At 49.3% G+C, this 22,021-nt stretch carries 22 protein-coding genes; 11 read left to right on the forward strand and 11 right to left on the reverse strand.

Features of this window, described 5'->3' with window-relative positions; genetic code table 11:
• Entirely contained in the window at positions 1–1,854 is a 1,854-nt protein-coding gene (locus tag AN963_RS01135; RefSeq protein WP_055742729.1) for an ABC transporter ATP-binding protein, read from the forward strand.
• A gap of 52 nt (positions 1,855–1,906) precedes the next feature.
• Here the strand turns inward: AN963_RS01135 and AN963_RS01140 are convergent, their stop codons facing one another.
• A complete protein-coding gene (locus AN963_RS01140) occupies positions 1,907–2,818 on the reverse strand; it encodes a LysR family transcriptional regulator (RefSeq protein ID WP_055742730.1) in 912 nt (303 codons plus the stop codon).
• Positions 2,819–2,960: 142 nt separating this feature from the next.
• Here AN963_RS01140 and AN963_RS01145 point away from each other — a divergent pair, with 142 nt between their 5' ends.
• Positions 2,961–4,190, forward strand: coding sequence for an MFS transporter (locus AN963_RS01145; RefSeq protein ID WP_055742731.1), 1,230 nt, complete (start codon positions 2,961–2,963; stop codon positions 4,188–4,190).
• A 52-nt stretch (positions 4,191–4,242) separates the two neighbouring features.
• Here AN963_RS01145 and AN963_RS01150 read toward each other — a convergent pair whose 3' ends face one another.
• Positions 4,243–6,237, reverse strand: coding sequence for a Na+/H+ antiporter (locus tag AN963_RS01150; protein WP_055742732.1), 1,995 nt, complete (start codon positions 6,235–6,237; stop codon positions 4,243–4,245).
• A 307-nt stretch (positions 6,238–6,544) separates the two neighbouring features.
• On the opposite strand from AN963_RS01150, the gene AN963_RS01155 reads away from it, so the two are divergent.
• The 3 genes from AN963_RS01155 to AN963_RS01165 all read left to right on the forward strand — a co-directional run bounded on the left by AN963_RS01155 (position 6,545) and on the right by AN963_RS01165 (position 9,680).
• Complete coding sequence (locus tag AN963_RS01155; RefSeq protein ID WP_055742733.1) at positions 6,545–7,432, forward strand: PepSY domain-containing protein; 888 nt, start codon at positions 6,545–6,547, stop codon at positions 7,430–7,432.
• Positions 7,433–7,569: 137 nt separating this feature from the next.
• The gene (locus AN963_RS01160; protein WP_055742734.1) at positions 7,570–8,253 is read left to right on the forward strand and encodes a response regulator transcription factor; all 684 of its coding nucleotides are present in this window, start codon (positions 7,570–7,572) and stop codon (positions 8,251–8,253) included.
• Positions 8,253–9,680 (forward strand): sensor histidine kinase, encoded by a 1,428-nt coding sequence (locus AN963_RS01165; RefSeq protein WP_055742735.1) that lies wholly within the window; start codon positions 8,253–8,255, stop codon positions 9,678–9,680. Before AN963_RS01160 ends, AN963_RS01165 begins: the two co-directional genes overlap by 1 nt.
• A gap of 15 nt (positions 9,681–9,695) precedes the next feature.
• Here the strand turns inward: AN963_RS01165 and AN963_RS01170 are convergent, their stop codons facing one another.
• From AN963_RS01170 to AN963_RS01180, 3 genes are all read right to left on the reverse strand, one after another.
• Positions 9,696–11,024: a GntP family permease gene (locus tag AN963_RS01170; protein ID WP_055742736.1), complete on the reverse strand. Its 1,329-nt coding sequence runs from the start codon at positions 11,022–11,024 to the stop codon at positions 9,696–9,698.
• A gap of 43 nt (positions 11,025–11,067) precedes the next feature.
• The gene (gene gntK, locus AN963_RS01175) at positions 11,068–12,609 is read right to left on the reverse strand and encodes a gluconokinase (RefSeq protein ID WP_055742737.1); all 1,542 of its coding nucleotides are present in this window, start codon (positions 12,607–12,609) and stop codon (positions 11,068–11,070) included.
• Between the two features lie 174 nt (positions 12,610–12,783).
• On the reverse strand, positions 12,784–13,644 hold the full coding sequence (locus AN963_RS01180; RefSeq protein ID WP_407922535.1) for a MurR/RpiR family transcriptional regulator: 861 nt from the start codon (positions 13,642–13,644) through the stop codon (positions 12,784–12,786).
• Between the two features lie 176 nt (positions 13,645–13,820).
• Here AN963_RS01180 and gnd point away from each other — a divergent pair, with 176 nt between their 5' ends.
• Positions 13,821–14,717, forward strand: coding sequence for a phosphogluconate dehydrogenase (NAD(+)-dependent, decarboxylating) (gnd, locus tag AN963_RS01185; protein ID WP_055742739.1), 897 nt, complete (start codon positions 13,821–13,823; stop codon positions 14,715–14,717).
• Positions 14,718–14,791: 74 nt separating this feature from the next.
• Here gnd and AN963_RS01190 read toward each other — a convergent pair whose 3' ends face one another.
• From AN963_RS01190 to AN963_RS01210, 5 genes are all read right to left on the reverse strand, one after another.
• Positions 14,792–15,361, reverse strand: coding sequence for a DJ-1/PfpI family protein (locus AN963_RS01190; RefSeq protein ID WP_055742740.1), 570 nt, complete (start codon positions 15,359–15,361; stop codon positions 14,792–14,794).
• A 46-nt stretch (positions 15,362–15,407) separates the two neighbouring features.
• On the reverse strand, positions 15,408–16,196 hold the full coding sequence (locus AN963_RS01195; protein WP_055742741.1) for a YwqG family protein: 789 nt from the start codon (positions 16,194–16,196) through the stop codon (positions 15,408–15,410).
• Between the two features lie 154 nt (positions 16,197–16,350).
• A complete protein-coding gene (locus AN963_RS01200) occupies positions 16,351–16,845 on the reverse strand; it encodes an SRPBCC domain-containing protein (RefSeq protein ID WP_055742742.1) in 495 nt (164 codons plus the stop codon).
• Between the two features lie 50 nt (positions 16,846–16,895).
• Positions 16,896–17,285, reverse strand: coding sequence for a DoxX family protein (locus AN963_RS01205; RefSeq protein ID WP_055742743.1), 390 nt, complete (start codon positions 17,283–17,285; stop codon positions 16,896–16,898).
• Positions 17,286–17,489: 204 nt separating this feature from the next.
• Positions 17,490–17,825, reverse strand: a complete 336-nt coding sequence (locus AN963_RS01210) for an ArsR/SmtB family transcription factor (protein WP_055742744.1) — start codon at positions 17,823–17,825, stop codon at positions 17,490–17,492.
• A gap of 197 nt (positions 17,826–18,022) precedes the next feature.
• On the opposite strand from AN963_RS01210, the gene AN963_RS01215 reads away from it, so the two are divergent.
• The 5 genes from AN963_RS01215 to AN963_RS01235 all read left to right on the forward strand — a co-directional run bounded on the left by AN963_RS01215 (position 18,023) and on the right by AN963_RS01235 (position 21,032).
• On the forward strand, positions 18,023–18,463 hold the full coding sequence (locus tag AN963_RS01215) for a hypothetical protein (protein WP_055742745.1): 441 nt from the start codon (positions 18,023–18,025) through the stop codon (positions 18,461–18,463).
• Position 18,464: 1 nt separating this feature from the next.
• Entirely contained in the window at positions 18,465–18,680 is a 216-nt protein-coding gene (locus AN963_RS01220) for a hypothetical protein (protein ID WP_055742746.1), read from the forward strand.
• Between the two features lie 68 nt (positions 18,681–18,748).
• A complete protein-coding gene (locus tag AN963_RS01225; RefSeq protein ID WP_055742747.1) occupies positions 18,749–19,579 on the forward strand; it encodes a prohibitin family protein in 831 nt (276 codons plus the stop codon).
• Positions 19,580–19,737: 158 nt separating this feature from the next.
• The gene (locus tag AN963_RS01230) at positions 19,738–20,445 is read left to right on the forward strand and encodes a DUF421 domain-containing protein (RefSeq protein ID WP_055742748.1); all 708 of its coding nucleotides are present in this window, start codon (positions 19,738–19,740) and stop codon (positions 20,443–20,445) included.
• 140 nt (positions 20,446–20,585) lie between these two features.
• Positions 20,586–21,032 carry a DinB family protein gene (locus tag AN963_RS01235; protein WP_083496748.1) on the forward strand — a complete coding sequence of 149 codons (447 nt, stop codon included), beginning with the start codon at positions 20,586–20,588 and terminating at the stop codon, positions 21,030–21,032.
• Positions 21,033–21,089: 57 nt separating this feature from the next.
• Here AN963_RS01235 and AN963_RS01240 read toward each other — a convergent pair whose 3' ends face one another.
• Positions 21,090–21,905 carry an MBL fold metallo-hydrolase gene (locus AN963_RS01240; RefSeq protein ID WP_055742749.1) on the reverse strand — a complete coding sequence of 272 codons (816 nt, stop codon included), beginning with the start codon at positions 21,903–21,905 and terminating at the stop codon, positions 21,090–21,092.
• Between the last annotated feature and the right edge of the window lie 116 nt (positions 21,906–22,021).

Genomic DNA, 22,021 nt, shown 5'->3' on the forward strand with positions numbered 1-22,021 from the left:
ATGTCGCAGGAGCAAAGACAACAACCACAACAACCTCCCGTCTTTCCGGGCAGGCCAGGTCGTGGACTTGGTCATGGTGGAAGAGTTCCGGTCGTGAAACCGAAAAACTTCAAAGGTACACTCCGCCGTCTCTGGGAAGCCTTTGGCAAAGAAAAGAGGGTTCTCCCGATTGTCTTCCTCATTGTGCTGGTGGATGCGCTGCTGATGCTCTCGGCACCGTATTTGATAGGAAAGTCGATCGATGCGATGACAGGGGGAGAAGCCACGTTGGGGCTGCTAGGCATTACGATTCTCGCCTTGTTGATTTCGTACATTGCGGACGGACTGCTGACCTTCTTGCAAGGCTGGCTGATGGCAGGTCTCTCCCAACGAATCGTGAAGAATCTGAGAACAGCCTTATTTGAAAAGCTGCAAAAGCTGCCAGTCGCTTTTTTTGATTCCCGTCCACACGGGGAGCTGATGAGCCGACTGACGAACGATATCGACAACGTCAGCAACTCGATTTCGCAATCGACCGCCCAGTTGATGTCAGGGACTATCATGATTCTCGGTTCCCTGATTATGATGCTGATCCTGAGCCCGATCTTGACGCTGGCGTGCCTGATCACGGTACCCCTCGTCTACTTACTGACTCGGACTATTGCGAAAAAGACGAGTGTGCTATTTAAAAATCAGCAAAATCAGCTAGGGAAACTGAATGGTCACATCGAAGAGACTGTGTCCGGCATTCACGTAGTCAAAGCGTTTAACCACGAGCAAAAGGCGACGCAGGAATTTGATGTGATCAATACGGAGCTGTCCAAGATCGGGATGAAAGCTCAGGTCCTGTCAGGCTTTCTCATGCCGATCATGAACGTCATCAACAACTTAGGCTTTACGATGGTGGCAGTGGTAGGTGGGGTCCTGGCTGTCAAAAGCTTGATTACCGTGGGGGTCATAGCCAGCTTTCTCAGCTACTCGCGCCAATTTGTGCGGCCGCTCAACGATCTCGGGAACATCTTCAATGTTTTGCAATCCGGTGTTGCTGGAGCGGAGCGGGTATTTGAAGTGCTGGATGAACAGGAAGAGCCAGACGATGTTGCCGATGCCGTGACGTTGACACAGCCGAAGGGACATGTCGTGTTTAAAAACGTCTGCTTTGGCTATCAAAGCGACCGTCCGATTCTGAAAAATGTCAGCTTTGAAACCGAAGCAGGGAGCACCACCGCGCTCGTGGGTCCTACGGGGGCAGGGAAGACGACCATCGTGAACTTGCTCACGCGCTTTTACGATGTGACGGCTGGTAACATCTATTTGGATGGGAAAGACATCAGGGAGTACACTCGTGATAGTCTCAGGAGCAGCTTTGGCTTTGTGCTGCAGGATACGTACTTGTTTTCCGGAACGATCAAGGAGAATATCAAATACGGAAAACCAGATGCGACAGATGCTGAGGTCGAGGCAGCCGCTGCCATGGCCAATGCGAGTGTCTTTATCAATCGTCTCCCCAAGCGATACGAGACACAGCTGACGGAAAACGGCGGCAATCTCAGCCAAGGCCAACGTCAGCTGCTCGCGATCGCTCGCGTCATTCTCGCCAAGCCGTCTTTGCTCATCCTGGATGAAGCGACGAGCAGCATCGACACGCGTACGGAAATTCATATTCAGGATGCACTACTCACGATTATGGAGGGACGTACGAGCTTTGTCATTGCTCACCGTCTCAATACGATTCGGGACGCCGATACAATCATGGTTGTAGATCGGGGCGAAATCGTGGAAAAGGGAAATCACGAGTCGCTCATCCAGCAGCAAGGCGTGTACCATCAGCTGTTTTTCAACCAGTTTAAAAATCTGGAGGCATCGGCAGAGTGAAGCCAGCCCAGCAGTGACTGTCGCATAAAAAGGGAAGAAGCTGTCCCCGGTTCTACTTGAGATCGGAAGCAGCTTCTTTTTCTTTTTGCCCAAAGTGAGCAAGAACGAATTCTTTAAAGCGGATCGTGGCAGGGGACAAGTAGCCGCCCTCAACCAATGCCATACCGATGACACGGTGGCACTGCGGCTCACGCACTCGGACATGAATGATTTTGCTTTTATCAATCCCGCGCAGATCGGGGAGGAGCGAGACGCCGAGCCCAGCGGCGACCAGTCCAGCGACGGTAGCGGCTTCCTCGCCTTCAAAAGTAATCTTAGGTTGTACGCCGATTTCCTCAAACAATCTGTCAGTCGTTCTGCGCAGAGCATACCCTTTTTTCAAAAAGATGAACGACTCATCCGCGAGCTCTTCTAGCAGGATGCTCTCGGCCTCAGCCAAGCGATGACCGATGGGTACGATGGCGAATAGCTCCTCGCTCCAAAGGGGAGTCCATTGTATCGACATCTTTGTTTCTGTCGGTTCTGCTAGTAAGCAAAGGTCCAGCTCGCCCGCGTCCAAATGCTCGAGGAGCGAGTAGCTGTGATTTTGCATGAGAGAAAAGTTGATCTGTGGAGCTTCGGTGCGAAAAGCGCCAATCAGGTCGGGAATGAGACTAGTGCCCAGCGTATGCAAGAATCCTAAAGACACTTCACCGTGCTCCGGATGAACCAGGTCGCGTAGCTCCTGCTTTCCGTCTTCCCATTCCTTCAGAATGCGATTGACTCGCTTTAATAGCAGCTCTCCATAGCGATTTAGCATGATGGTGCGGCCCTGGCGATCAAAGAGGGGGAGTCCCACTTCTTCTTCCAGACGGGCGATGGATCGACTGAGTGCAGGCTGGGAGAGGGACATGGACTCGGCAGCGCGAGTCACGTGCTGGATACGGGCGAGCGTTTGAAAATATTCGAGTTGTTGCCACTCCATGAGGCTTTCCTCCACGAATGAGATCCTTTTTTATCATTACCGATATGCATTAAAATCATGAATACAATAAATTATACATTATGAATTGTCAATGATAGTATAAAGGTGTGAACGGAACGGACTTTTGGGAGGTTTCATCATCATGGGATACATTCAGCAAGGCACAGCTGCTTTTCGCAAGTCTAACCTTGCCTTTTTTGCTGCTGGTTTCAATACATTCGCCATCCTGTACAGCACACAGCCGCTGTTGCCGGAATTCAGCAAGGAGTTTCACGTATCGCCGACGATGGCGAGCTTGTCGTTATCAGTGACGACCATCGCTTTGGCAGTCAGCATGCTGTTTTTCGGGACGATATCGGAGGTATGGGGGCGCAAGCCTGTCATGATTGGCTCCATGCTCGTGGCCTCGATCCTGTCTATCTTGACAGCCTGCAGTACCAGCTTTGAGAGCTTGCTCGTCTTTCGCGTCATTCAAGGGATCGCGCTCGGAGGACTTCCTTCGATCGCCATGGCGTACCTGGGAGAAGAAATGGAGCCAGCCAGTCTGGGTGTCGCGATGGGGCTCTACATAAGCGGCAACTCCGTGGGTGCAGTTAGTGGCCGCATTATATCCGGGATGCTGACAGACTTTTTCAACTGGCATGTAGCGATGGGCTCGATTAGCTTGATCAGTCTGTTCGCGAGCCTGATTTTCTGGCTGAATTTGCCGAAGTCGCAGAACTTCCATCCGCGTTCGCCGGAAGTCGGAAAGCTCGTGTCGTCGATGATCAGCCATCTGAAAGATCCGGGCATGCTCTGCCTCTTTGGAATCGGGTTTCTGATTCTAGGCAGTAATGTCGCCTTGTACAATTACATCGGGTACGTGTTGACAGCACCTCCGTACTCGCTCTCCCAAACACTCGTAGGGTGGATTTTCATCGTCTTTCTGGTCGGGACATTCAGCTCGGTATGGATGGCGAAAAAAGCGGAAAAGCACGGGCGCCAAAGAATGCTGACGATCTCGTTGATCATCACACTGGTAGGGGCTTGCTTGACGCTCGATGACCATCTGTGGATCAAAATTTTGGGTCTTCCGATTCTGACCTTTGGCTTTTTCGGGAGCCATTCGATTGCGAGCAGCTGGGTGGGGCGACGTGCCCTGCATGACAAAGCGCAAGCATCTTCGCTCTATTTATTCTTTTATTACGCAGGTTCCAGTATCGGTGGGACAGCTGGTGGGGTATTTTGGTCTTCCTTTGGCTGGGGAGGCGTCGTGGGAATGATTGCAGGGTTCATGCTGATCGGGTTTGTTCTCGCTTCCCGACTGGCAAAGATCCCACCTGCAGCGGCCAACCAACCCAAAGCAGTAGCTGACCTTTCTATAGCGAAATAAATAAAAGAACCCCTGCATGAGGGGTTCTTTCTTGCTTTAAAAGTATTGGAGATCAATGCCCTTCTTGGGACTCGAAAAGACTGGCTTCACGGTAATTGACGTCCATGCGCAATCTACCTGCGAAATGACGATCGATGTCTCCTTGTTCATACAACATCTGAATCGCGTTTCGCTCGGACTGGATTGCCTTGAGCTCCAGCTCTTTTCGTTGCAAGCTCATGTGGCGTCGAGAGCCGCTTCTGCGCTTGTTGTTTTGGTATTGCAGTGCCATCCCGCGATAATCTGCAATGACGGTAAGTACTGCATCTCGGTTATCCTCTGTTTTCATCTGCTTGAGCTTAGTGATGGCGGTTTGAATAGCTGCGAGTTTCAATTCCTTGTAGCTGTCCCATTCCGGATCAGCAGGAGTAATAACACTCGGGATTCGGTTGCGCCCTTTCAGTAAACGACGCAGGGTTGACCATGAAAGCATAAACAGAAGCTTGATCTTGACCCGATTCGTGAGCAGTAACTCAATTCGATTCAGGGAGGCACGGAAGTAGGCGGCGAGCTGTGGTGTGATTCGCTCTTCTTTTAACCATCGCTCTCCTACTTCCCGTTCTGCCGCAAGAGCTGCCAAACGAATACTCACCATCGCTCTCCATGCTTCTCCGAGCTGGGTTTTTCCCTCCAGCTTCGTCTTTTGCAGTCGCCGGGTATATTCGGCAACGAGATCGGCTCCTTCCTGAGTGTTTTCATCGTTCATCTCCTCGCGAACAGTGCGAAGCCCGGCATCTAGTACGCGAATACGGGCTGAGCGCTCGGTTTCTGTGCGATCTTCAGAATGATCTCCGCCTTCCTCAGACTTTCGTGCAAGTAAGGGCAGAAAGATACTGGCGGAAATCAGTGTCAGCAGGATGACTCCTGCACAGATGAAGAGAATCAGATTGCGCTCAGGGAATGGACTCCCGTCAGCTAATACCATGGGGATCGAGAACGCTGCTGCGAGTGTCAGGGCTCCACGCACGCCAGAGAGTGCTGTGATTACGGTAGAGCGAAGCTGACGATCTCTCGCCCACACGACGAGGAAGCGTAAAATCATCAAGACGGCTGTGATCAGCAAGATATAACCGATGACTTGTCCGTTTTGGTAAGCAGGGTCTTCCCATATTTTCGCCACGACCGCCGGGATCTCCAGCCCGAGCAAGAGGAACACGAGACCATTTAGCGAGAAAAGGATAACCGACCAGGTGCTGTCAGACACGATGCGGAGACGGACCGAAGCGGATTCTACGCGGTCTCTCTCAATCGCATGAACGACACCGGCAGCGACGACGGCCAGAATGCCTGAGACGTGGCATTCTTCTGCTGCGATATAGATGATAAATGGAGTAAGGATAATGATCAGCATATGCAGCGTCACATCCTCAATCCCGAGGCGACGCAGGAACAATCGGAGCCAGACGACGGCAAAACCAAGTAGGGCGCCAATCACCAATCCACCGATCGCAATAACGAAAAAGCTACCAACAGCTTGTGGTAAGGAAAAATATCCTGTGACAGTAGCAGCGATGGCAAAGTTGAACGCTACCAGACCGGAGGCGTCGTTCATCAACGCTTCTCCTTCTAGCAGGCGCAAAATTTTTCCGGGGAGCTTGATACGACCTGCGATCGACCCAACGGCTACTGCGTCGGTCGGGGAGAGTATCGCTGCGAGTGCGAATGCCGCAGACAGAGGAATGGCCGGAATCAACCAGTGAATGAAAGGACCTGCCAGGAGCACAGTGGCAAATACGAGACCTAAGGCTAATAACAATATGTAGGTTCGGAGCTTCCACAGCTCATCGCGAGGTGTGATTTTCCCATCGTTAAAGAGCAACGGAGCGATGAACAGGACCATGAATAATTCAGGATTCAGCGGGACGTGATGAAGGCTGGGCATAAACGTGGCTACGATCCCGAGCGCAATCTGAATGAGCGGCACGGGAATGAATGGCACAAAGCGCTGAATGACATTGGAGGCACCAATAAGCAATAACAGCACGAGTACCATGAGTAGGATTTCCATAAAGAAATTGCTCCTTCAAATTATTGTCGCTCAGTAAACATACTGAACCATATGTAGCGAGCTTATTCTTCGTTACCCGATTTGGCTTAGAAAATCACCTCCAGCTCTTCGTCGAGGCATATATTATATTTTCATTATATCGTATGTTAGTTTTACAGTAAAATATTATGATCATTTAAATATTAGATGTGATGGGCATTCATTTTCTCATCCATTTCTAATCTGTTATTCGCGGTTCTTTCATGTAAGGCATGTACGCTATGACTTGTAGCAAAAACTTTCTACCGAAATGAAGGAGGAAGAATTCATGAATAAGAAATGGTTGGTCACCGCATTAGCAACTGCTGTTGTTGCTGGTGGTGGTATTGGTGGTAACGCCCTGCACAATGCGTTTGCAAAAGATGGAGCAACGAATGATTTGCAACACGGAATCGAGGTCGCTTCCAAGCTGCTGAACGGAACAGTCACTGGCGCTGAGCTGGAGCATATCCCGTCCTATCATTTTGACGCAGTGGATAAGGCTGGAAAAAAATACGAGGTTCAAGTCGATGCGAAAACGGGCAGACTCCTGAAAGCCCAGCCAGATGTGGATACAGAAACCAATGACGATGAGAACGAATCTGATCAGGTTGAAGCAGACGATGATCAGGAAGCGGCGATTACATTGGAGCAAGCGCAGAAATTCGCTACTGCATCTTTTCAAGGTACGATCGGAAAAGGTGATTTGGAAGACCTGCCTGTGTATCGCGTAGAAATCACGGATCAAAAGGGTCAAGCCTATGAAGTAGACGTAGATGTCGAGACTGATATGATCGTGAACATCGGTTTGGCGGAAGCTGACCACGATGATGAACAGGGCGCGCAGGAAGAAAACGACAAAGGGACAGTCAAACAAGACGACGATCAAGAAGTGGATGACAACGTAGAGCGTACCCAACTCGTTCAAGCGGCAAAAATCACGATTCAGCAAGCAATCGATGCAGCTATGAAGAAACAACCGGGTACGTTGGACTCCGTTGAGCTGGAAGACGAAGACGGGACCATCGTATATACCGTATCGATCGTCAACGACAAGAAGGAAGAGTACGAAGTGAAAGTAAACGCCAACACAGGAGCAATCCTCAAGGTAGAGCAAGACAAGCAGGATAAAAAGGGTGACCAAGAAGAACAAGACGATCAAGAGGAACAAGACTAATATCGTCGTAAGGAAACATCTCTGGGACTGCTAAAAAAGGTCCTGGAGATGTTTTTCATGAACTGCTCTTTTTGCATTCCAGTTTCTGTATCCGGGGATGCTATACTTTGTGGTGTAGTGAAGGAGAGGAGACGGCGATGGAAGACAGGAAGAAGGTATTAGTAATCGAGGATGAGCAAAACATTGCCCGGTTTATCGAGCTAGAGCTCAATCATGAAGGCTACGAGGTGGCAGTTGTGCATGATGGGCGCGAAGGCTTGGACAAAGCACAACAGGAGGAGTGGGATCTCATTTTGCTGGATCTCATGCTTCCAGGATTAAATGGATTAGAGATTTGTCGGCGCATTCGTGCCAAAAAAAATACGCCCATTATTATTTTGACTGCTCGTGATAACGTGATGGATCTCGTCTCGGGTCTTGATAGCGGAGCAGATGATTACATAGCTAAGCCATTTGCGATAGAGGAGTTGTTTGCTCGCATCCGCTCCCTGTTTCGTCGGATGGTACCAGAGAATCAACCCAAGCAGGCCCTGTTAACATACAAGCATCTGACAATAGACATGGATGCGAGAATCATCAAGCGAAATGATGAGGAAGTCGAGCTGACAAAAAGGGAGTACGAGCTGTTGCTGGTTTTTCTCAAAAATATAAACCGCGTGCTGACGAGAGAGATTTTACTGGAGCAGGTATGGGGGTATATAACCGAGGTAGAAACCAATGTGGTTGATGTGTACGTCCGATATTTACGACACAAGCTGGATCTTCCAGGAGAGGAAAGCATCATTCAGACAATACGTGGAACGGGATATGTTATGAGATAATGAAAAAAGCACTCATCAAATTCATACAAATGCCATTAAAGTGGAAAATCACGTTGGGTACCTCCTTTATTCTATTCACTCTTTTTTTCTTTTACAGCGGCATTCAGTACATCGTCACGAATGTATGGGTGAACAATCTCGAGGAAAAAAACATTCGAAAGCTTGCGGTTGAAATAGTAGGCTACATGGAAGAGCGAACAGATTCCCTCTCCCCCTCCATGCTTCAAAAGAGCACCCTTTTTCTAGAGAGGTTGAATGAAGAAAACCAGCTAATCCGCATTCTCGATCATACGGGTAAGCCACTCATTACGTTGAGTCAAAACGTTCCTGCCAATTGGGTCTCTCCCCAGGTGGTCGCTTCGCAAATGCTTGAACGTATCAGTCATGGAGAAGATCAGCTGCTGGTCCTTCGCAGTCCATTCGCTTCTCGTCCTTTTCAGGGCACGATTGAAATCGTGCGTAACCTGGAGAGCTCGGATTCACTCAATGATCTATTGCTGTTGACGATGCTGATCGCAGGGATCGGTTCGATTGTGCTTAGCGCGGCTGGCGGTTTTCTAATTGCACGACAAATTATCAAACCGGTGCAGTCCCTGGCTGAGACGATGAACATTGTGAGCAAGACGGGGCACACGCGCCGCGTAGAGTTTTCGGATAACGGCGACGAGCTGTCGCAGTTGGCGACCATTTTCAATGAAATGATGAACCGATTGGAGCTTTCATTCAAGCAGCAAAATCAATTCGTTGAGGATGCGTCACACGAGCTTCGGACCCCTCTGGCAGTGATTGAAGGTCATCTTTCTCTTTTGCAACGTTGGGGAAAGAACGACCCAAAAATATTAGACGAATCGATTGCCGCAGCGCTTATGGAAAGTAGACGGCTAAAGGTACTGGTCAAAGAATTGCTTGAGCTCAGTCGTGCGGAGGAAGATTATACGGCAAAATCTGTTCCTCGCATCTACTCGGGTTCCGTGATTTCCCATACGGTTCAGAACTTCATGCTGCTCTATCCGGAGTTTACTTTTGAAGTGGATTATGAAGAAATCAGAAACGTGCAGATCGGCATCAATCCGAACCATTTGGAGCAGGTGCTTTCTATCGTTATCGAAAATGCGATCAAGTATTCCTGCGAGAGAAAGGTAGTAGAAGTCAGAGGGATATTGAGGGACTCTGAGGTGCTCATCATCGTAACCGATTTCGGGGAAGGGATACCGGCGGAGGAAATCCCGCATGTGCTTGACCGCTTCTATCGCGTAGACAAGGCACGAAGCCGGATGAAGGGCGGAAATGGGCTGGGCTTATCGATCGCAAAACGATTGATGGTGTACGTAAACGGAACGATTCATCTGGAAAGTGAAGAGCGGCAAGGAACGAGCGTCTATCTACATTTTCCACGAGATCATGAAAAGCCCTCACTGCTGGAGTGAGGGCTCTTTTCTCTTTTAGACAACCAAAGACAGCGCCATGATCAGGATAATCGCGACGACAGACAGGATCGTTTCCATGACCGTCCATGTTTTCAGCGTATCCTGTACCGTCATATTAAAGTACTCCTTGATGAGCCAAAAGCCGGAGTCGTTGACGTGGGACAGAATCAGCGATCCTGCACCTGTAGCCAACACGAGCAGCTCAGGGCTCGTCCCAGGGATCTGCAGGGCGATTGGGCCGACGATACCCGCTGCGGTCATCATGGAGACCGTCGCAGAGCCTGTTGCTACACGGATCAGGGCAGCAATCAGCCAACCGAGAAAGATGGGGGAAATGGCTGAAGCTGTCGCCAATTCCGCGATGTAGTCGCCAACGCCACTGTTGAGCAACACTTTATTGAAGGCACCACCTGCACCGATGACGAGCAGGATCGTAGCGGTCGGAGCCAGGCAATCGTTCGTGAATTTGAGAATGTCATCTTTCGTAAAGCCACGGTTGATCCCGAGCGTCCAGAAGGAAATGATGACGGCGATCAACAGGGACGTAATCGGGTTACCAATGAAGTCTGCCCATTGGCGCAGCATGTCTTCCTTCGGCAAAGTGACATCAGCAACCGTCGCCAGCAGCATCAAAGCAACCGGCAGCAAAACGGTAAAGACAGTGATGCCAAAGCTAGGCAGTTCGCGCTCATCCTTTGGTTCGCTCAGCTGGGAGGCGAGCTCAGGCGAAATGCTCGTTTTCACTCGTTTACTAATCCAACTTCCGTAGAGAGGACCCGCGATGATCGCGGATGGCAAAGCGACGATGATAGACAAAAGGATCGTTTTACCCACATCTGCTTGGAACAGATCGACAGCGGCCATCGCAGCTGGATGGGGAGGGACAATCCCGTGAACGATAGACAGACCAGCGACCAGTGGAATCCCGATTTTCAGGAGGGAGACTCCCGTCTGACGAGCAATCGTAAAGACCAGTGGAATCAAAAGGACAAAACCGACTTGGAAAAATACCGGAATCCCTACGATAAAGGCAACAAACATCATGGCCCAATGGACGTTTTTCTCTCCGAAGAGATTGATCAGCGTACGGGCGATACGTTCCGCGCCGCCTGATTCCGCCATCATCTTTCCGAGCATCGTACCCAGTGCGAGGACGATGGCGATAAAACCTAGCGTCCCGCCCATACCGTCTTTGATCGAATCAACGACTTTGGTCAATGGCATGCCGGATGCGATTCCCACAAATCCGGCAGCGAGCAGCAGGGCTACAAATGGGTTTACTTTAAAGCGGGTGATGAGAATAAGCAGCAACACGATGGAAATCAGCGTAATGACTAATGGCATGAATAACCCTCCCTTGGTGTCAAAAGTTCCATGATGGATTTTTTTATTTGTGTAGCTGCTTTTGGAAGTCTGCGATGAGCTTGTACTCCTCCAGCAGGTTGTAATACACGCGTTCGTAAATGTAAAACAGCTGCAAGTACGTGCTGGATCGCTCCAGATCGGGTTCATGCCGATGCGAAATGTGAATCATGTTTTTGACATCGTGCAGATCATTTAGGGCTCCGAGGGCATGCATCGCGAGCAAAGCAGCTCCAAAGCTGGAGCTTTCATGACTTTCGGGAATCAGTACCTCATAGCCGAACATATCGGACATGATCTGACGCCATTCCCGTGAACGGGCAAAGCCTCCAGAAGCACGAATCTCCGAAGCGCCGCCAGCCAGATCCCGTAGCGCGATGCCGATGCTGTAGACACTGAATAGGATGCCTTCGAGAACAGCCCGGATAAAATGCTCCCGCTTGTGGTGCAGACCGATTCCGAAAAACGAGCCTCGTGCCTGTGCATTCCAGTAAGGGGCGCGTTCGCCAGAGAGGAAGGGGAGAAAGAGCAGGCCATCTGCTCCAGCCCGGACATTTTCCGCAGCCTGAATCATGACGTCATACGGATCGACCCCCATCTGCTTGGCACGCTCTACCTCCGGCCAGCTGAATTCGTCGCGGAACCAGCGCAGCATGATGCCGCCATTGTTGGAGGGACCGCCGATCACCCAGTGGTTTTCTGTTAGCACGTAACAAAACGTACGGCCTTTCGGGTCTGTGATCGGCTCTGGCACGACTGTTCGTACCGCGCCGCTCGTCCCGATCGTGATGGCTACCTGCCCTGGATCGATGGCACCGATTCCGAGGTTGGCGAGGACACCATCACTGGCACCAACGACAAAAGGTGTATCCACATCGAGGCCGATTTCTTCGGCGTAACGAATTTTCATTCCGCGCAAAATATGCGTGGTCGGAACGGGCTCGCTCAGCTGCTGCTTGGTAATGCCTGCCACATACAGCGCTTCCTCGTCCCAATCGAGCTTGCGCAGATTGAAGAGGCCTGTTGCTGAAGCAATGGAGTAATCGACCACGTACTGCCCGAACAGACGATGGATCACATACTCCTTGATGGAAATAAACTTGGCTGCTTTTCGGAACGTATCAGGAGCTTGTTCACGCAGCCACATGATTTTAGGCAGGGGCGACATGGGATGAATCGGTGTTCCTGTCGCGAGGTAGATGTTGTGTCCGACACCGTCCTGCTTAAGTCGATCCGCTTGGGCTACACTACGGTTATCCGCCCAGATGATACTGTGAGTCAGAGGACTTCCCTGATGATCCACAGCGATCAGGCTGTGCATGGCGGTAGAAAAACCGATCCCGCCAATTTCATGCTTGTCTACATCAGCCTTCTCAATGGCTTTTTTCAGAGCGGTAATGACAGCAGCAAAGATCGTTTCCGGATCTTGTTCCGCCCAAGACGGCTGGGGAACGAGCAGCGGATAATCGACGTTGCCGATACCGCGGACAGCACCCGATGGAGTAAAAACGATCGCTTTGGTGCTCGTCGTTCCGATATCCAATCCGATAAAATAGGTCTGCTTCATATGGGTTCACCTTCTTTTTGAATACGCTTTCATGCTGGACTTAAAGTGATAACGAGATTATAACGAAATTTTTTTCATTTGTTAATACTTAAGAAAAAAATTATTTCATTCCTTTCTTTTCCTCATGGGTAGTATTGCCTTTCGCTTTTGAAAAAAAAAGAAAACGCCTGTCGATTACAGGCGTTTGAGCGAAATGGCTTCCCGGATATGCTGGATGTTCGTGATCGTCTGCTCTTGACGACGCAAGGAAACAGCGACATAGAGCAGATCAATCAGGCTGAGCTGAGCGAGTCTGGAGGAGAGCGCCTCTGTGCGAAATACCGTCTCTCGCGAAGTCGTGTACAGACAGATATCAGCCAGTCGTACGAGAGGGGACTTGCCGTAGCTGGTGATCCCGATTGTCTTGGCACCAGCCTCTTTAGCGACCCGCAGTGCTTCTAAGATGTCTTCGTTTGAGCCAGAATGGGAGATGCCAACTGCGACATCCCCTGCGGACAAGAGGGAAGCGGACATGACTTGGTAATGAGCATCGGAGTGATGGATACAGGGAATGCCTGTCCGCATAAACTTGTGATAGGCATCTTGGGCGATCGCAGCCGAACCGCCAGAGCCATAAAATTCAATGCGCCGCGCCGTTTCCAGACAGTTGACGATCTTCATCAGCGCTTCTTTGTCAATAATTTGCTGGGTATCTCGCAAGGTCTCGATGTTGGCTGTGAAAATTTTTTCAGCGATCGAGCCCAGATCGTCATCGTCGAGATTGATTTCCTGGTAAATGGATTGTTTGGGGTTGGTCACTTCACTCGCGAGTGCGATTTTGAAGGCCTGGTATCCCCGGAATCCGAGTCGGCGGCAGAGACGAAAAACCGTTGCATCCGCACATTGGCTCTGATCAGCCAGTTCGGTAATCGACAGATGAATGACGTCACTTGCATGCTCTAAAATGTAGTCGGCTATTTGCTGCTCCTTGCCGCTCAATTGAGAGTAGATGGCGCGTAGCTGGGTCAGAACGCTGGGTGGAACATGAGTGGATATATCGGCCAAAAGGAAAGCACCTCCCAAGTTATGGCGACCTGTTACTCATTATAGAAAAGGAATGCGATGATTTCCTAGTTTCAAAAAAATTTTCTTCATTTCTAATGAAATATGAAAATTATTATCATATAATACAAACTAACAGAGACCTTTCTCAAAGGAGTGACGTACCCGATATGAAACTGGCGATACTCGGATTAGGCAAGATGGGTTACAATTTGACACTGAATTTGCTCTCTCATGAGCACGAGGTCGTAGCTTACGACGTGGAACCAAAACGAGCAGATGAACTGGGACGGGAAGGTGCCACTCCAGCATACTCGGTCGAGGAAGTAATCGCCAAGCTGGACGCACCGCGTGTGGTTTGGCTGATGGTGCCTGCCGGAGAAATCGTGGATGAGCTGGTGGACAAGCTCTCGCACTTGCTGTCTGCAGAAGATATCGTCATCGATGGAGGGAATTCTCATTACAAGCAGTCACTGGAACGCTATGCGCGTCTGAAGGAAAAAGGCATTCACTTCCTAGATGCAGGAACGAGCGGCGGAATGGAAGGTGCACGTCACGGCGCTTGTATGATGATTGGCGGAGATCGGGAAGCCTTTGACCATATCGAGCCAATGATCCGTGACATTAATGTGGCCAACGGATATTTGTATGCAGGGGAAGCGGGTAGTGGGCACTTCCTGAAGATGATTCACAACGGGATCGAATACGGCATGATGCAGGCCATCGGGGAAGGCTTTGAGGTGCTGGAAAAGAGCCCGTACAACTACGATTTCGCTGAGGTGGCGCGAGTATGGGCGAACGGCTCCGTCATTCGCGGCTGGCTGATGGATCTGACAGAACGAGCATTCCGCAAAGATGCGAATCTGGACGAAATCCGCGGGGTCATGCATTCCTCCGGTGAAGGAAAATGGACGCTGGAGACGGCGCTGGATTTACAGGCTGCGACGCCAGTGATCGCGATGTCCCTCCTGATGCGCTATCGTTCACTTGAGCCGGATACGTTCCACGGAAAAGTCGTGGCTGCGCTACGTAACGAATTTGGCGGGCATGCGGTAGAAAAGAAATAGCGATTGAATAAAAAGAGCCGTAGAATCCCGATTCTACGGCCTTTTTTGCGTGGATAGGGTGATTCAGGGAGGGATTAATTCATAGAGGGTTCACGGAAATATTGCAAAGGATTTTGTTCGTCTTCTGGCACACTGCCAATTCTGCGCAAGACTTCTTCCGCAAATTGTACATAATTGGAGCCGGTTGCAGTAATGACCTGACGATCTACGACGAGCATTTGCTCGAGCTTGTTGTCCCAGTGCATGACATCGTTGTACTCGTGATCATCAGGTGTGAGAGAGGCTGTGAACGTAATCTCCTGTAAGATTCCTGCAGCTCCGAGCAGTGCAGGGCCACCGCAAATCGCAGCGATCGTCTTGTGCTGATCATAAAAAGCACGGATGATGGCCTGCAAGGGCTGATGAGTCAGGAGCGGGTGAGTGGTTCCACCTGGAATCACGAGCGCTTCGAACTCATTCACGTCGATGTCTTCGATCGTCAGAGTCGGCACATAGCTCATGCTGGAGACTCCGGTTACAGTCTCACCTGCCGGCTTTGTGGAAAAGGTAACGAGCTGAAACTCCTCTTGATTCAGTGCTGTCGTAAATAAAACAATCTCGAATTCTGCGAAGGAATCATAGATGAACAGTAAAATCTTTTTCAATAGTCTCACCCTTATAAGTTAAGTAAAATATCTTTACCTCTCGCGCTCAACAACACTGATAAGAAAAGTAAGTATGTTCAAAGCTGCCTTCACGCAAGTCGTCATTCGCGATGACAAAATAGATCGTCCCGACATCGCCCCACATGATGTTCAGGTTTGTTTCATCCGTGTCTACCTGCAACAGCAAGGTATAAGGACCACCTGATTTCACGTCTCGGAAGTAATCGATTTCTTCGAATACATCCCCTTGGATATTGTACGGGTGCCCTAGAATCTGATGATTGCAGTCGTAGGAACCGTTGATGGTGGAGAAGTCCGGGAGAAATTCATCGTAGTACGATTCCCAGAACTTGTCCGGAACCTTGATCGCATCCGTATGAAGGGAGAGCCCTTTTCGTAGATGCAAGTCATTGGCCGGGAGCGTGCCGTGCGGATGAGTACCTGGGTAGGACGCCGTCTGTAGGATTGAGAAGTCGCCATCAAAGAACAGAACCCGCCAGCCATCCCGATCTTTCAGTTCTCCATAAACGGACTGTTCTGCCGCCTCGTAAAAAAAGTAGAGGAGTCCACGCTGGGCCAGTTCATTAGCGACGCCGATACGCTGAATTTCCTCGAGGTTTAGTTGACCGATAAAAACAAGCGGTTCCTCACGATAAACAGGATAGGTCCATCCGGGAGGCAGATCAGGACTGCCGCCTAATCGACTCGTACCTACCGATTTTGAAAGGGACTGGGTCGGCTGTACATAGATACATTCGTGTAAATGAGTGAGAATTTGATCCTCCATCCCCTGCAATCCGTGTTTCTGGATCAGCGCTTTTACTTGATTGATCATCTGATTTCTCCTTTCCTATACTACCAAATAAAGGTAGGTAATGACATGTTCAATGGTACAGGTAATTCCTATATTTGTCTAAATACTTGTTTATTGAGGAGGCAACTCGAAAAAGAAAAAACACCCTCGGTTACCTCGAGGGTGTTTGAAGTGGCTAGAACTGTGCCAGATAATCGTCGAGCTGGTCAAAGGTGCCGCCAAAGCCTTGATGCATGCTGCCATGCATATCCACAAAGTTTTGTTGCTCTTCCTCGGTAGCGTTCAACGGCACACCATGGAGTGTAATGGTTGTCTTGCCATCCTCCTCGGTAAACGTCCATGTATTCAGCACTTCCAGCGGCCAGGTCTGGCTAAAGGGAGCACGGATAATGGTGCCTTCCTCATCTGAAAAGGAGTTCGTAAATACAATTTTTTCAGGAGCGGTGATTTCCCGATAGACGAATTTCCCCCACATTTTGTTGCCATCCGGAGATTCCATACTGTAGAGAAAGACCCCGCCTGGACGAAGATCCAACTGGGAGACACGGAGGGTGGTACCTTTTGGCCCCCACCAGTGCTGAAGATGCTCTGCTTGGGTAAAGGCTTTAAATACTAGCTCCCTCGGGGCATCAAACGTGCGTGTGATCACGAGATCGATTGTTTTAGACATGAAAATTCCTCCTGTACATTGAGTGGTTTTATGCATGAGACAGGGATAGATTACTTGGAGATTCTTAAGGCAGCAACGGCTTTCAATCTTTTGTGATGATAGACATAGGACCCGCCGATCACGAGGTACCCGATGAAAAAGAACACGAGACCGCTGGGAGGGTCACCCACTGCGAGACTCGAATACATAGCGCCCGTCAAATCGATCACAAAACCGGCATACGCCCATTCCTTCAATCGTGGAAATCCGGGAGTTAAAATCGCTACCACACCCAATAATTTGGCAATGCCGATAAAGGGAAGGAGATAGTCGGGGTACCCCAGATGGCTGAATAGGGCGACTGCCTCTGGGCTAGACATGATATCAGGAATCGAGCCCAAGCCCATTAGAGCAACCATTAGTGCGGTAAAGATCCAGTAAATGATGGCTATTTTTTTCATCGGTTCATTCCTTTCCTTCCCGCTTCAACAATTTTTCTTCAAGACGATCAAGGGTAGATTTTGCTCCATCGATGGCGCCATATTGGTCGACCGCTATATTCAATTCCTCGATGGATGTGAACAGCATTTGCATGGTGATCTCTGTCTTCGGACCCCACCAGTGAGGTTCCTTCCTCAGTGTTTTGCTTATACAACTCGGCAAGACTACTGCTTGTCGTTGCGACTCACTTCCTTTCCTTGCAGTTGCCGCAAATATTCTTCCAAACGGTCGAATTTTTCTTCCCAGATGTGACGATACGATTCTACCCAATTATCCAGTTCGCGGAATGGCTCAGGTCGCAGTGTGTAGATCCGGCGGTTTGCTTGCACCTGTACTTCAACGAGACCGGCCTCAGCAAGTACTTTTAAATGTTTGGAAGCTTGCGGTTGGTTAAAGCTGAGTTGATTGGCAATTTCTCCTACCGAGAGTGGTCCATCACGTAGAAGTTCAACAATACGCAATCGGTTTGGTTCGGAAAGAGCGCTCAACGTTTTGTTCATGACTATAATATACGATTATAGGAATATTCCTGTCAAGGAATATAATCAAATTTTTAGATACAAAAAACAGGCCTTCTTCCCTTATTTTTTTCCAATTATTTCTGTCATAAAATACGAGAATGGGTGATAATGAACAAGTTGTCCGATGCATGATGCGTGCAGTTTGGTAAATAGAAAGGAAGGAGGGTTATCGCTTCATGATTCGAAAAATTCTGGTCGCTCTCGTATCATCCATTCTTTTTTGTGTGGTACTTGCGTCGATCAACTACACACCTGAAGCGCAGCAACAGCCAGACACGTACTACTGGCCGTACTTCTCTTTGGTGATGGTGTATCTTATTTATGCGACCCCGGTATATGTGGTGGGAGGCGTGCCAGCTTCCATGCTGATAGAAGCTCTGAACCGTCGAATCGCGTGGGCCAATCCTGTGATCGTCTATCTGTTCCGCCTCATCGCCTATGCGCTCGCAGGCGTTTTGGTCATGGTTCTTTTTCAGATCGTCATGACTTTAGGAAAACTGACGAATCTCTCACTGCTGTCATCAGGATATGGATGGGGAATGCTCGCGTCACTTTTGTACCTGCATGTCTGGTTGGTCAGCTTCCTCTTGATTAAGGAAAAGAGAAGGGTGTGGTAGCATGTCCGTAGGTGGTTTTCAAAGCGGCTTTCACGCCCGTAAGGTCCCGCGCTCCGAAGTGAAGTGGGAGTCTTTTCTCATTTGCAGTCACGGCTGTGAAGAGGTCATCCAACTGATATCCCACGTGTCTGGGGAGGTTGAATTTGAGCTTTGCCATATGGAAGCAGAGCGGATGGGAAATGTTCTCTTGGAGGCAGCCCGGTCGAAAAGGAAATAAAACGAAACTTATATCCCCCCTATTCGTATCATGATAGAAAGACATTATAGATAAAGGGGAGGCGGAACATGTCAGACGATAATGTGGTGAAAATGAGTCCCTTTAAGGTCGGTGGACGGCTGATTACGGCCATTTTGATTATTCTTGTCGTGGTGCTACTCGGAACTCAATCCTTTACGATCATTTCAGCGGGTCATAGCGGGGTCGTCTTGCAGCTGGGAGCTGTTCAGCCAAAGGTACTGCAGGAAGGGCTTCATTTCAAGATTCCGTTTATTCAAACAGTCATTCCGATGGAAGTACGGGTACAGAAGTCAGAAATGAGTCAGACCTCTGCTTCACGTGACCTGCAGACCGTCTCGACGACCATTGCAGTCAATCACCATTTGGATGCGGATAACGTAAACAAGCTGTACCAGCAGGTCGGTCTCGAATACGCCAGTCGCATCGTAGATCCAGCCATCGCCGAGGCGCTCAAGGCTGTTACGGCCCAATATACAGCAGAGGAGCTCATCTCCAAACGCTCCGAGGTCAGCAACAAGGTAAAAGACGTGCTGAAACAAAAATTGTCTACCTATAACGTGATTCTGGATGAGATCAACATCCGCGAGTTTACGTTCAGCGACGAATTCAATCGCGCTATTGAATCCAAGCAGGTAGCGGAGCAGCAAGCACTCAAATCCAAGCTGGACTTGGAACGGATCAAGATTGAGAAAGAACAGGAAATTACGAAGGCGCAAGCGCAGGCAGAAGCGCTGCGACTGCAAAAGCAAGAAGTAACGCCTGAGCTGATCCAGCTCAGACAAATCGAGGCTCAGCTGGAAGCGATCCGCAAGTGGGATGGCAAACTGCCGAATGTTACCGGGGGAGCTACTCCGTTTATTAATGTAGAGAACAAATAAATAATCGAGTGAAGGGACCATCCAAAGACGTGAATCGTCTGGATGGTCTTTTTTTATTGCCGTTCGTTGATCATGAGCGCCTGCCCCAATTGGATGCTGCAGCAGAATCCTGGATAGAATGCTAAGGAAAGGAAAAATGTCAGTTCGGTAGGTGGAGCATGGAGCATATTCTCGAAATGGTTGGCAGGGCGGCTTTGGCTTTTGCGATCATGATGGTGATTACCCGGTTGTTGGGGAAGCAGACGATTGCGCAAATGACCTATCACGATTTTGTAGCGGCGATTACACTGGGCGCGCTGACTGCAAATCTTGCGTTTAACGTTCAAATGAAAATGTGGCATATGATCACAACGCTGCTGACGTTCACTGGCATTGCGTACTTGCTGATGGATCTGTCGCTCAGAAATCGGACATTGAGAAAATGGTTTTCCGGTCAGCCGACAATGATTATCCAGAATGGAAAAATATTAGAGGGAAACATGCGGAAATTGAAATTCTCTCTAGATACACTGAATCAGGAGCTGCGGGAAAGAAATATCTATAACATCGAAGAAGTTCAATTCGCCGTCTTGGAGCTGAACGGTGAGATCTCTATTCTTCGAAAGCCTGAGTATCTGCCTGTAACCCGAAAGGATTTGAAACTGAAATCGGACAGGCAATGGTTTCCGGTCGAGCTGATTATGGATGGAAAGATCATTCAAGATAACCTGCAACAAAACAACCTGACGATCGAATGGCTGATGAGTCAGGTACAAAAGAAAGGGCTGACCGTCGCAGAAGTAAACTATGCGGTGAAGAGTTCGAATGGTCATGTCTATTTCGACAAGTACGATGATCAAATGTCCAATCCAATTGATAAAGAGTGAGGACATGGGAGGAGCTGGTCTGGGAAGCGCAGCGGAACATGAAAACCCATTAACGGTAGTGATTCCCTCCATCGAATCTATTGATTGGACGGTTCTGGAAATTCCTGATAATGTAGTCTGAAGTATCAGGAGGTGATCCGATGGAAACCACCATCGCTCGATTGCAGAAGCATTTGCAGGAGGTTCCTCAGGCTTTTCGCGCGATACCAGCCGATCAGACGACAAAAAGTCCAGTTCCAGAAAAATGGTCTCCCCTAGAAATTCTGGGCCATTTGTGTGATTCAGCGATCAACAATCTCGGACGCTTTATTCGAGCTCAGACGGAACAGCCTTATCACATCGTTCCTTACAAGCAGAACGAGTGGGTAAGTAACCAGGCGTATCAGGAACGGCCAGTGGAAGAAATCGTACAGCTGTGGATCGGCTTGAACCAATCGGTGCTGCACGTAATGAAGACGATGCCACCGGATAAAGGTCAACATCGATGTGAAGTGCCCGATGGTACTACCGTTACTCTGGAGTGGCTCATGGCCGATTACGTGGATCATCTGGAGCATCATCTTGGACAAATCTGTAAAGGAATCTAGCAGCAAAAAAACGCGGCCATCTCGGTTCGCGTTTTTTGTATCAAATGATGGAATTAGTTAGCAGATGCTATCGTGCTGCTCGTAGCCTGCTAGTACAGACGTGACGATATGTATGGAGTCAAATTCGCCTTCGGATGCTTCTACGATCGGCAGATTCATAGGAAAGAGAGTACGATTGATCTCATCGGCTGACATCCCTCTGCCGTGGAGGAGAAGAATTTCACCGGTGAGGTTCTCCAGGTGGTCGAGCTTTTTTTGCAGCATGGCTTTGCCATTTGCGATATAGCCAGCATGGGCACAATACAGGGCTTGAAAATCGTGGGACAGGACCAGACGAATGGAGCTCATCAGTATTGGAATCGACTCTTCCCGCAGGATGACTTTTGTTTTGATGCCCAAAAAGAGATCCCCAGCGAACAAACGGCCCGTCTTTTCATGGATCAAGGCGATATGGTCATGGGCATGGCCCGGCGTTTCGAGCACTTTCCAATCCAGAGTACGTGAGTGGAACGATTTTTTTAAAGGATGTGCGTGAAACGGCTCTCGGATCCCCCATGTGAGTTGACGGTACTCCGGGTAATCGGCTTGCTGTGAACAAAAGGCAACCCCTCTATCATGAATGTAAATGGGCACGTTGAGATTGTTTTCGATCCAGGCAGCCGTTCCTACATGATCCTCGTGACTGTGGGTGAGGACGACAGACTCGAAGGCTGAGGATTGGTAAAACGGGATCAGCGATTCTTCGATCATTTTCGGCCCTGTATCGATCAGCATGCCATCCGTCAAGAACACATAGATAGATGAATCACGTCCTCGTCTTTTCACAATCCCTTCCACACATACGACATCTTCGTGATTGTAGATGTGAATCATGTGCAACCCCTCCAGCTATAAAATCCTCTCTACCAGTAAAAAAGTTAGCTCATCTGTTTATTATACGATTAATTGATTATTCTGTCATTTTCTAGAGGCTTTTTGCCGAGCTGGAA

Origin of the sequence: Brevibacillus choshinensis, assembly GCF_001420695.1 — a bacterium.
Taxonomy (GTDB): domain Bacteria; phylum Bacillota; class Bacilli; order Brevibacillales; family Brevibacillaceae; genus Brevibacillus; species Brevibacillus choshinensis.

What these genes read in the sequence shown, in the direction of transcription:
- AN963_RS01155 (WP_055742733.1), top strand. Translation starts at nt 6,545, where the DNA reads ATGAATAAGAAATGGTTGGTCACCGCATTAGCAACTGCTGTTGTTGCT.
- AN963_RS01135 (WP_055742729.1), top strand. Translation starts at nt 1, where the DNA reads ATGTCGCAGGAGCAAAGACAACAACCACAACAACCTCCCGTCTTTCCG.
- AN963_RS01210 (WP_055742744.1), bottom strand. Translation starts at nt 17,825, where the DNA reads ATGAACAAAACGTTGAGCGCTCTTTCCGAACCAAACCGATTGCGTATT.
- AN963_RS01140 (WP_055742730.1), bottom strand. Translation starts at nt 2,818, where the DNA reads ATGGAGTGGCAACAACTCGAATATTTTCAAACGCTCGCCCGTATCCAG.
- AN963_RS01220 (WP_055742746.1), top strand. Translation starts at nt 18,465, where the DNA reads ATGTCCGTAGGTGGTTTTCAAAGCGGCTTTCACGCCCGTAAGGTCCCG.
- AN963_RS01150 (WP_055742732.1), bottom strand. Translation starts at nt 6,237, where the DNA reads ATGGAAATCCTACTCATGGTACTCGTGCTGTTATTGCTTATTGGTGCC.
- AN963_RS01195 (WP_055742741.1), bottom strand. Translation starts at nt 16,196, where the DNA reads ATGATCAATCAAGTAAAAGCGCTGATCCAGAAACACGGATTGCAGGGG.
- AN963_RS01235 (WP_083496748.1), top strand. Translation starts at nt 20,586, where the DNA reads ATGGAAACCACCATCGCTCGATTGCAGAAGCATTTGCAGGAGGTTCCT.
- AN963_RS01160 (WP_055742734.1), top strand. Translation starts at nt 7,570, where the DNA reads ATGGAAGACAGGAAGAAGGTATTAGTAATCGAGGATGAGCAAAACATT.
- AN963_RS01240 (WP_055742749.1), bottom strand. Translation starts at nt 21,905, where the DNA reads ATGATTCACATCTACAATCACGAAGATGTCGTATGTGTGGAAGGGATT.
- AN963_RS01215 (WP_055742745.1), top strand. Translation starts at nt 18,023, where the DNA reads ATGATTCGAAAAATTCTGGTCGCTCTCGTATCATCCATTCTTTTTTGT.
- gnd (WP_055742739.1), top strand. Translation starts at nt 13,821, where the DNA reads ATGAAACTGGCGATACTCGGATTAGGCAAGATGGGTTACAATTTGACA.
- AN963_RS01145 (WP_055742731.1), top strand. Translation starts at nt 2,961, where the DNA reads ATGGGATACATTCAGCAAGGCACAGCTGCTTTTCGCAAGTCTAACCTT.
- AN963_RS01165 (WP_055742735.1), top strand. Translation starts at nt 8,253, where the DNA reads ATGAAAAAAGCACTCATCAAATTCATACAAATGCCATTAAAGTGGAAA.
- AN963_RS01225 (WP_055742747.1), top strand. Translation starts at nt 18,749, where the DNA reads ATGTCAGACGATAATGTGGTGAAAATGAGTCCCTTTAAGGTCGGTGGA.
- AN963_RS01200 (WP_055742742.1), bottom strand. Translation starts at nt 16,845, where the DNA reads ATGTCTAAAACAATCGATCTCGTGATCACACGCACGTTTGATGCCCCG.
- AN963_RS01170 (WP_055742736.1), bottom strand. Translation starts at nt 11,024, where the DNA reads ATGCCATTAGTCATTACGCTGATTTCCATCGTGTTGCTGCTTATTCTC.
- AN963_RS01230 (WP_055742748.1), top strand. Translation starts at nt 19,738, where the DNA reads ATGGAGCATATTCTCGAAATGGTTGGCAGGGCGGCTTTGGCTTTTGCG.
- AN963_RS01205 (WP_055742743.1), bottom strand. Translation starts at nt 17,285, where the DNA reads ATGAAAAAAATAGCCATCATTTACTGGATCTTTACCGCACTAATGGTT.
- gntK (WP_055742737.1), bottom strand. Translation starts at nt 12,609, where the DNA reads ATGAAGCAGACCTATTTTATCGGATTGGATATCGGAACGACGAGCACC.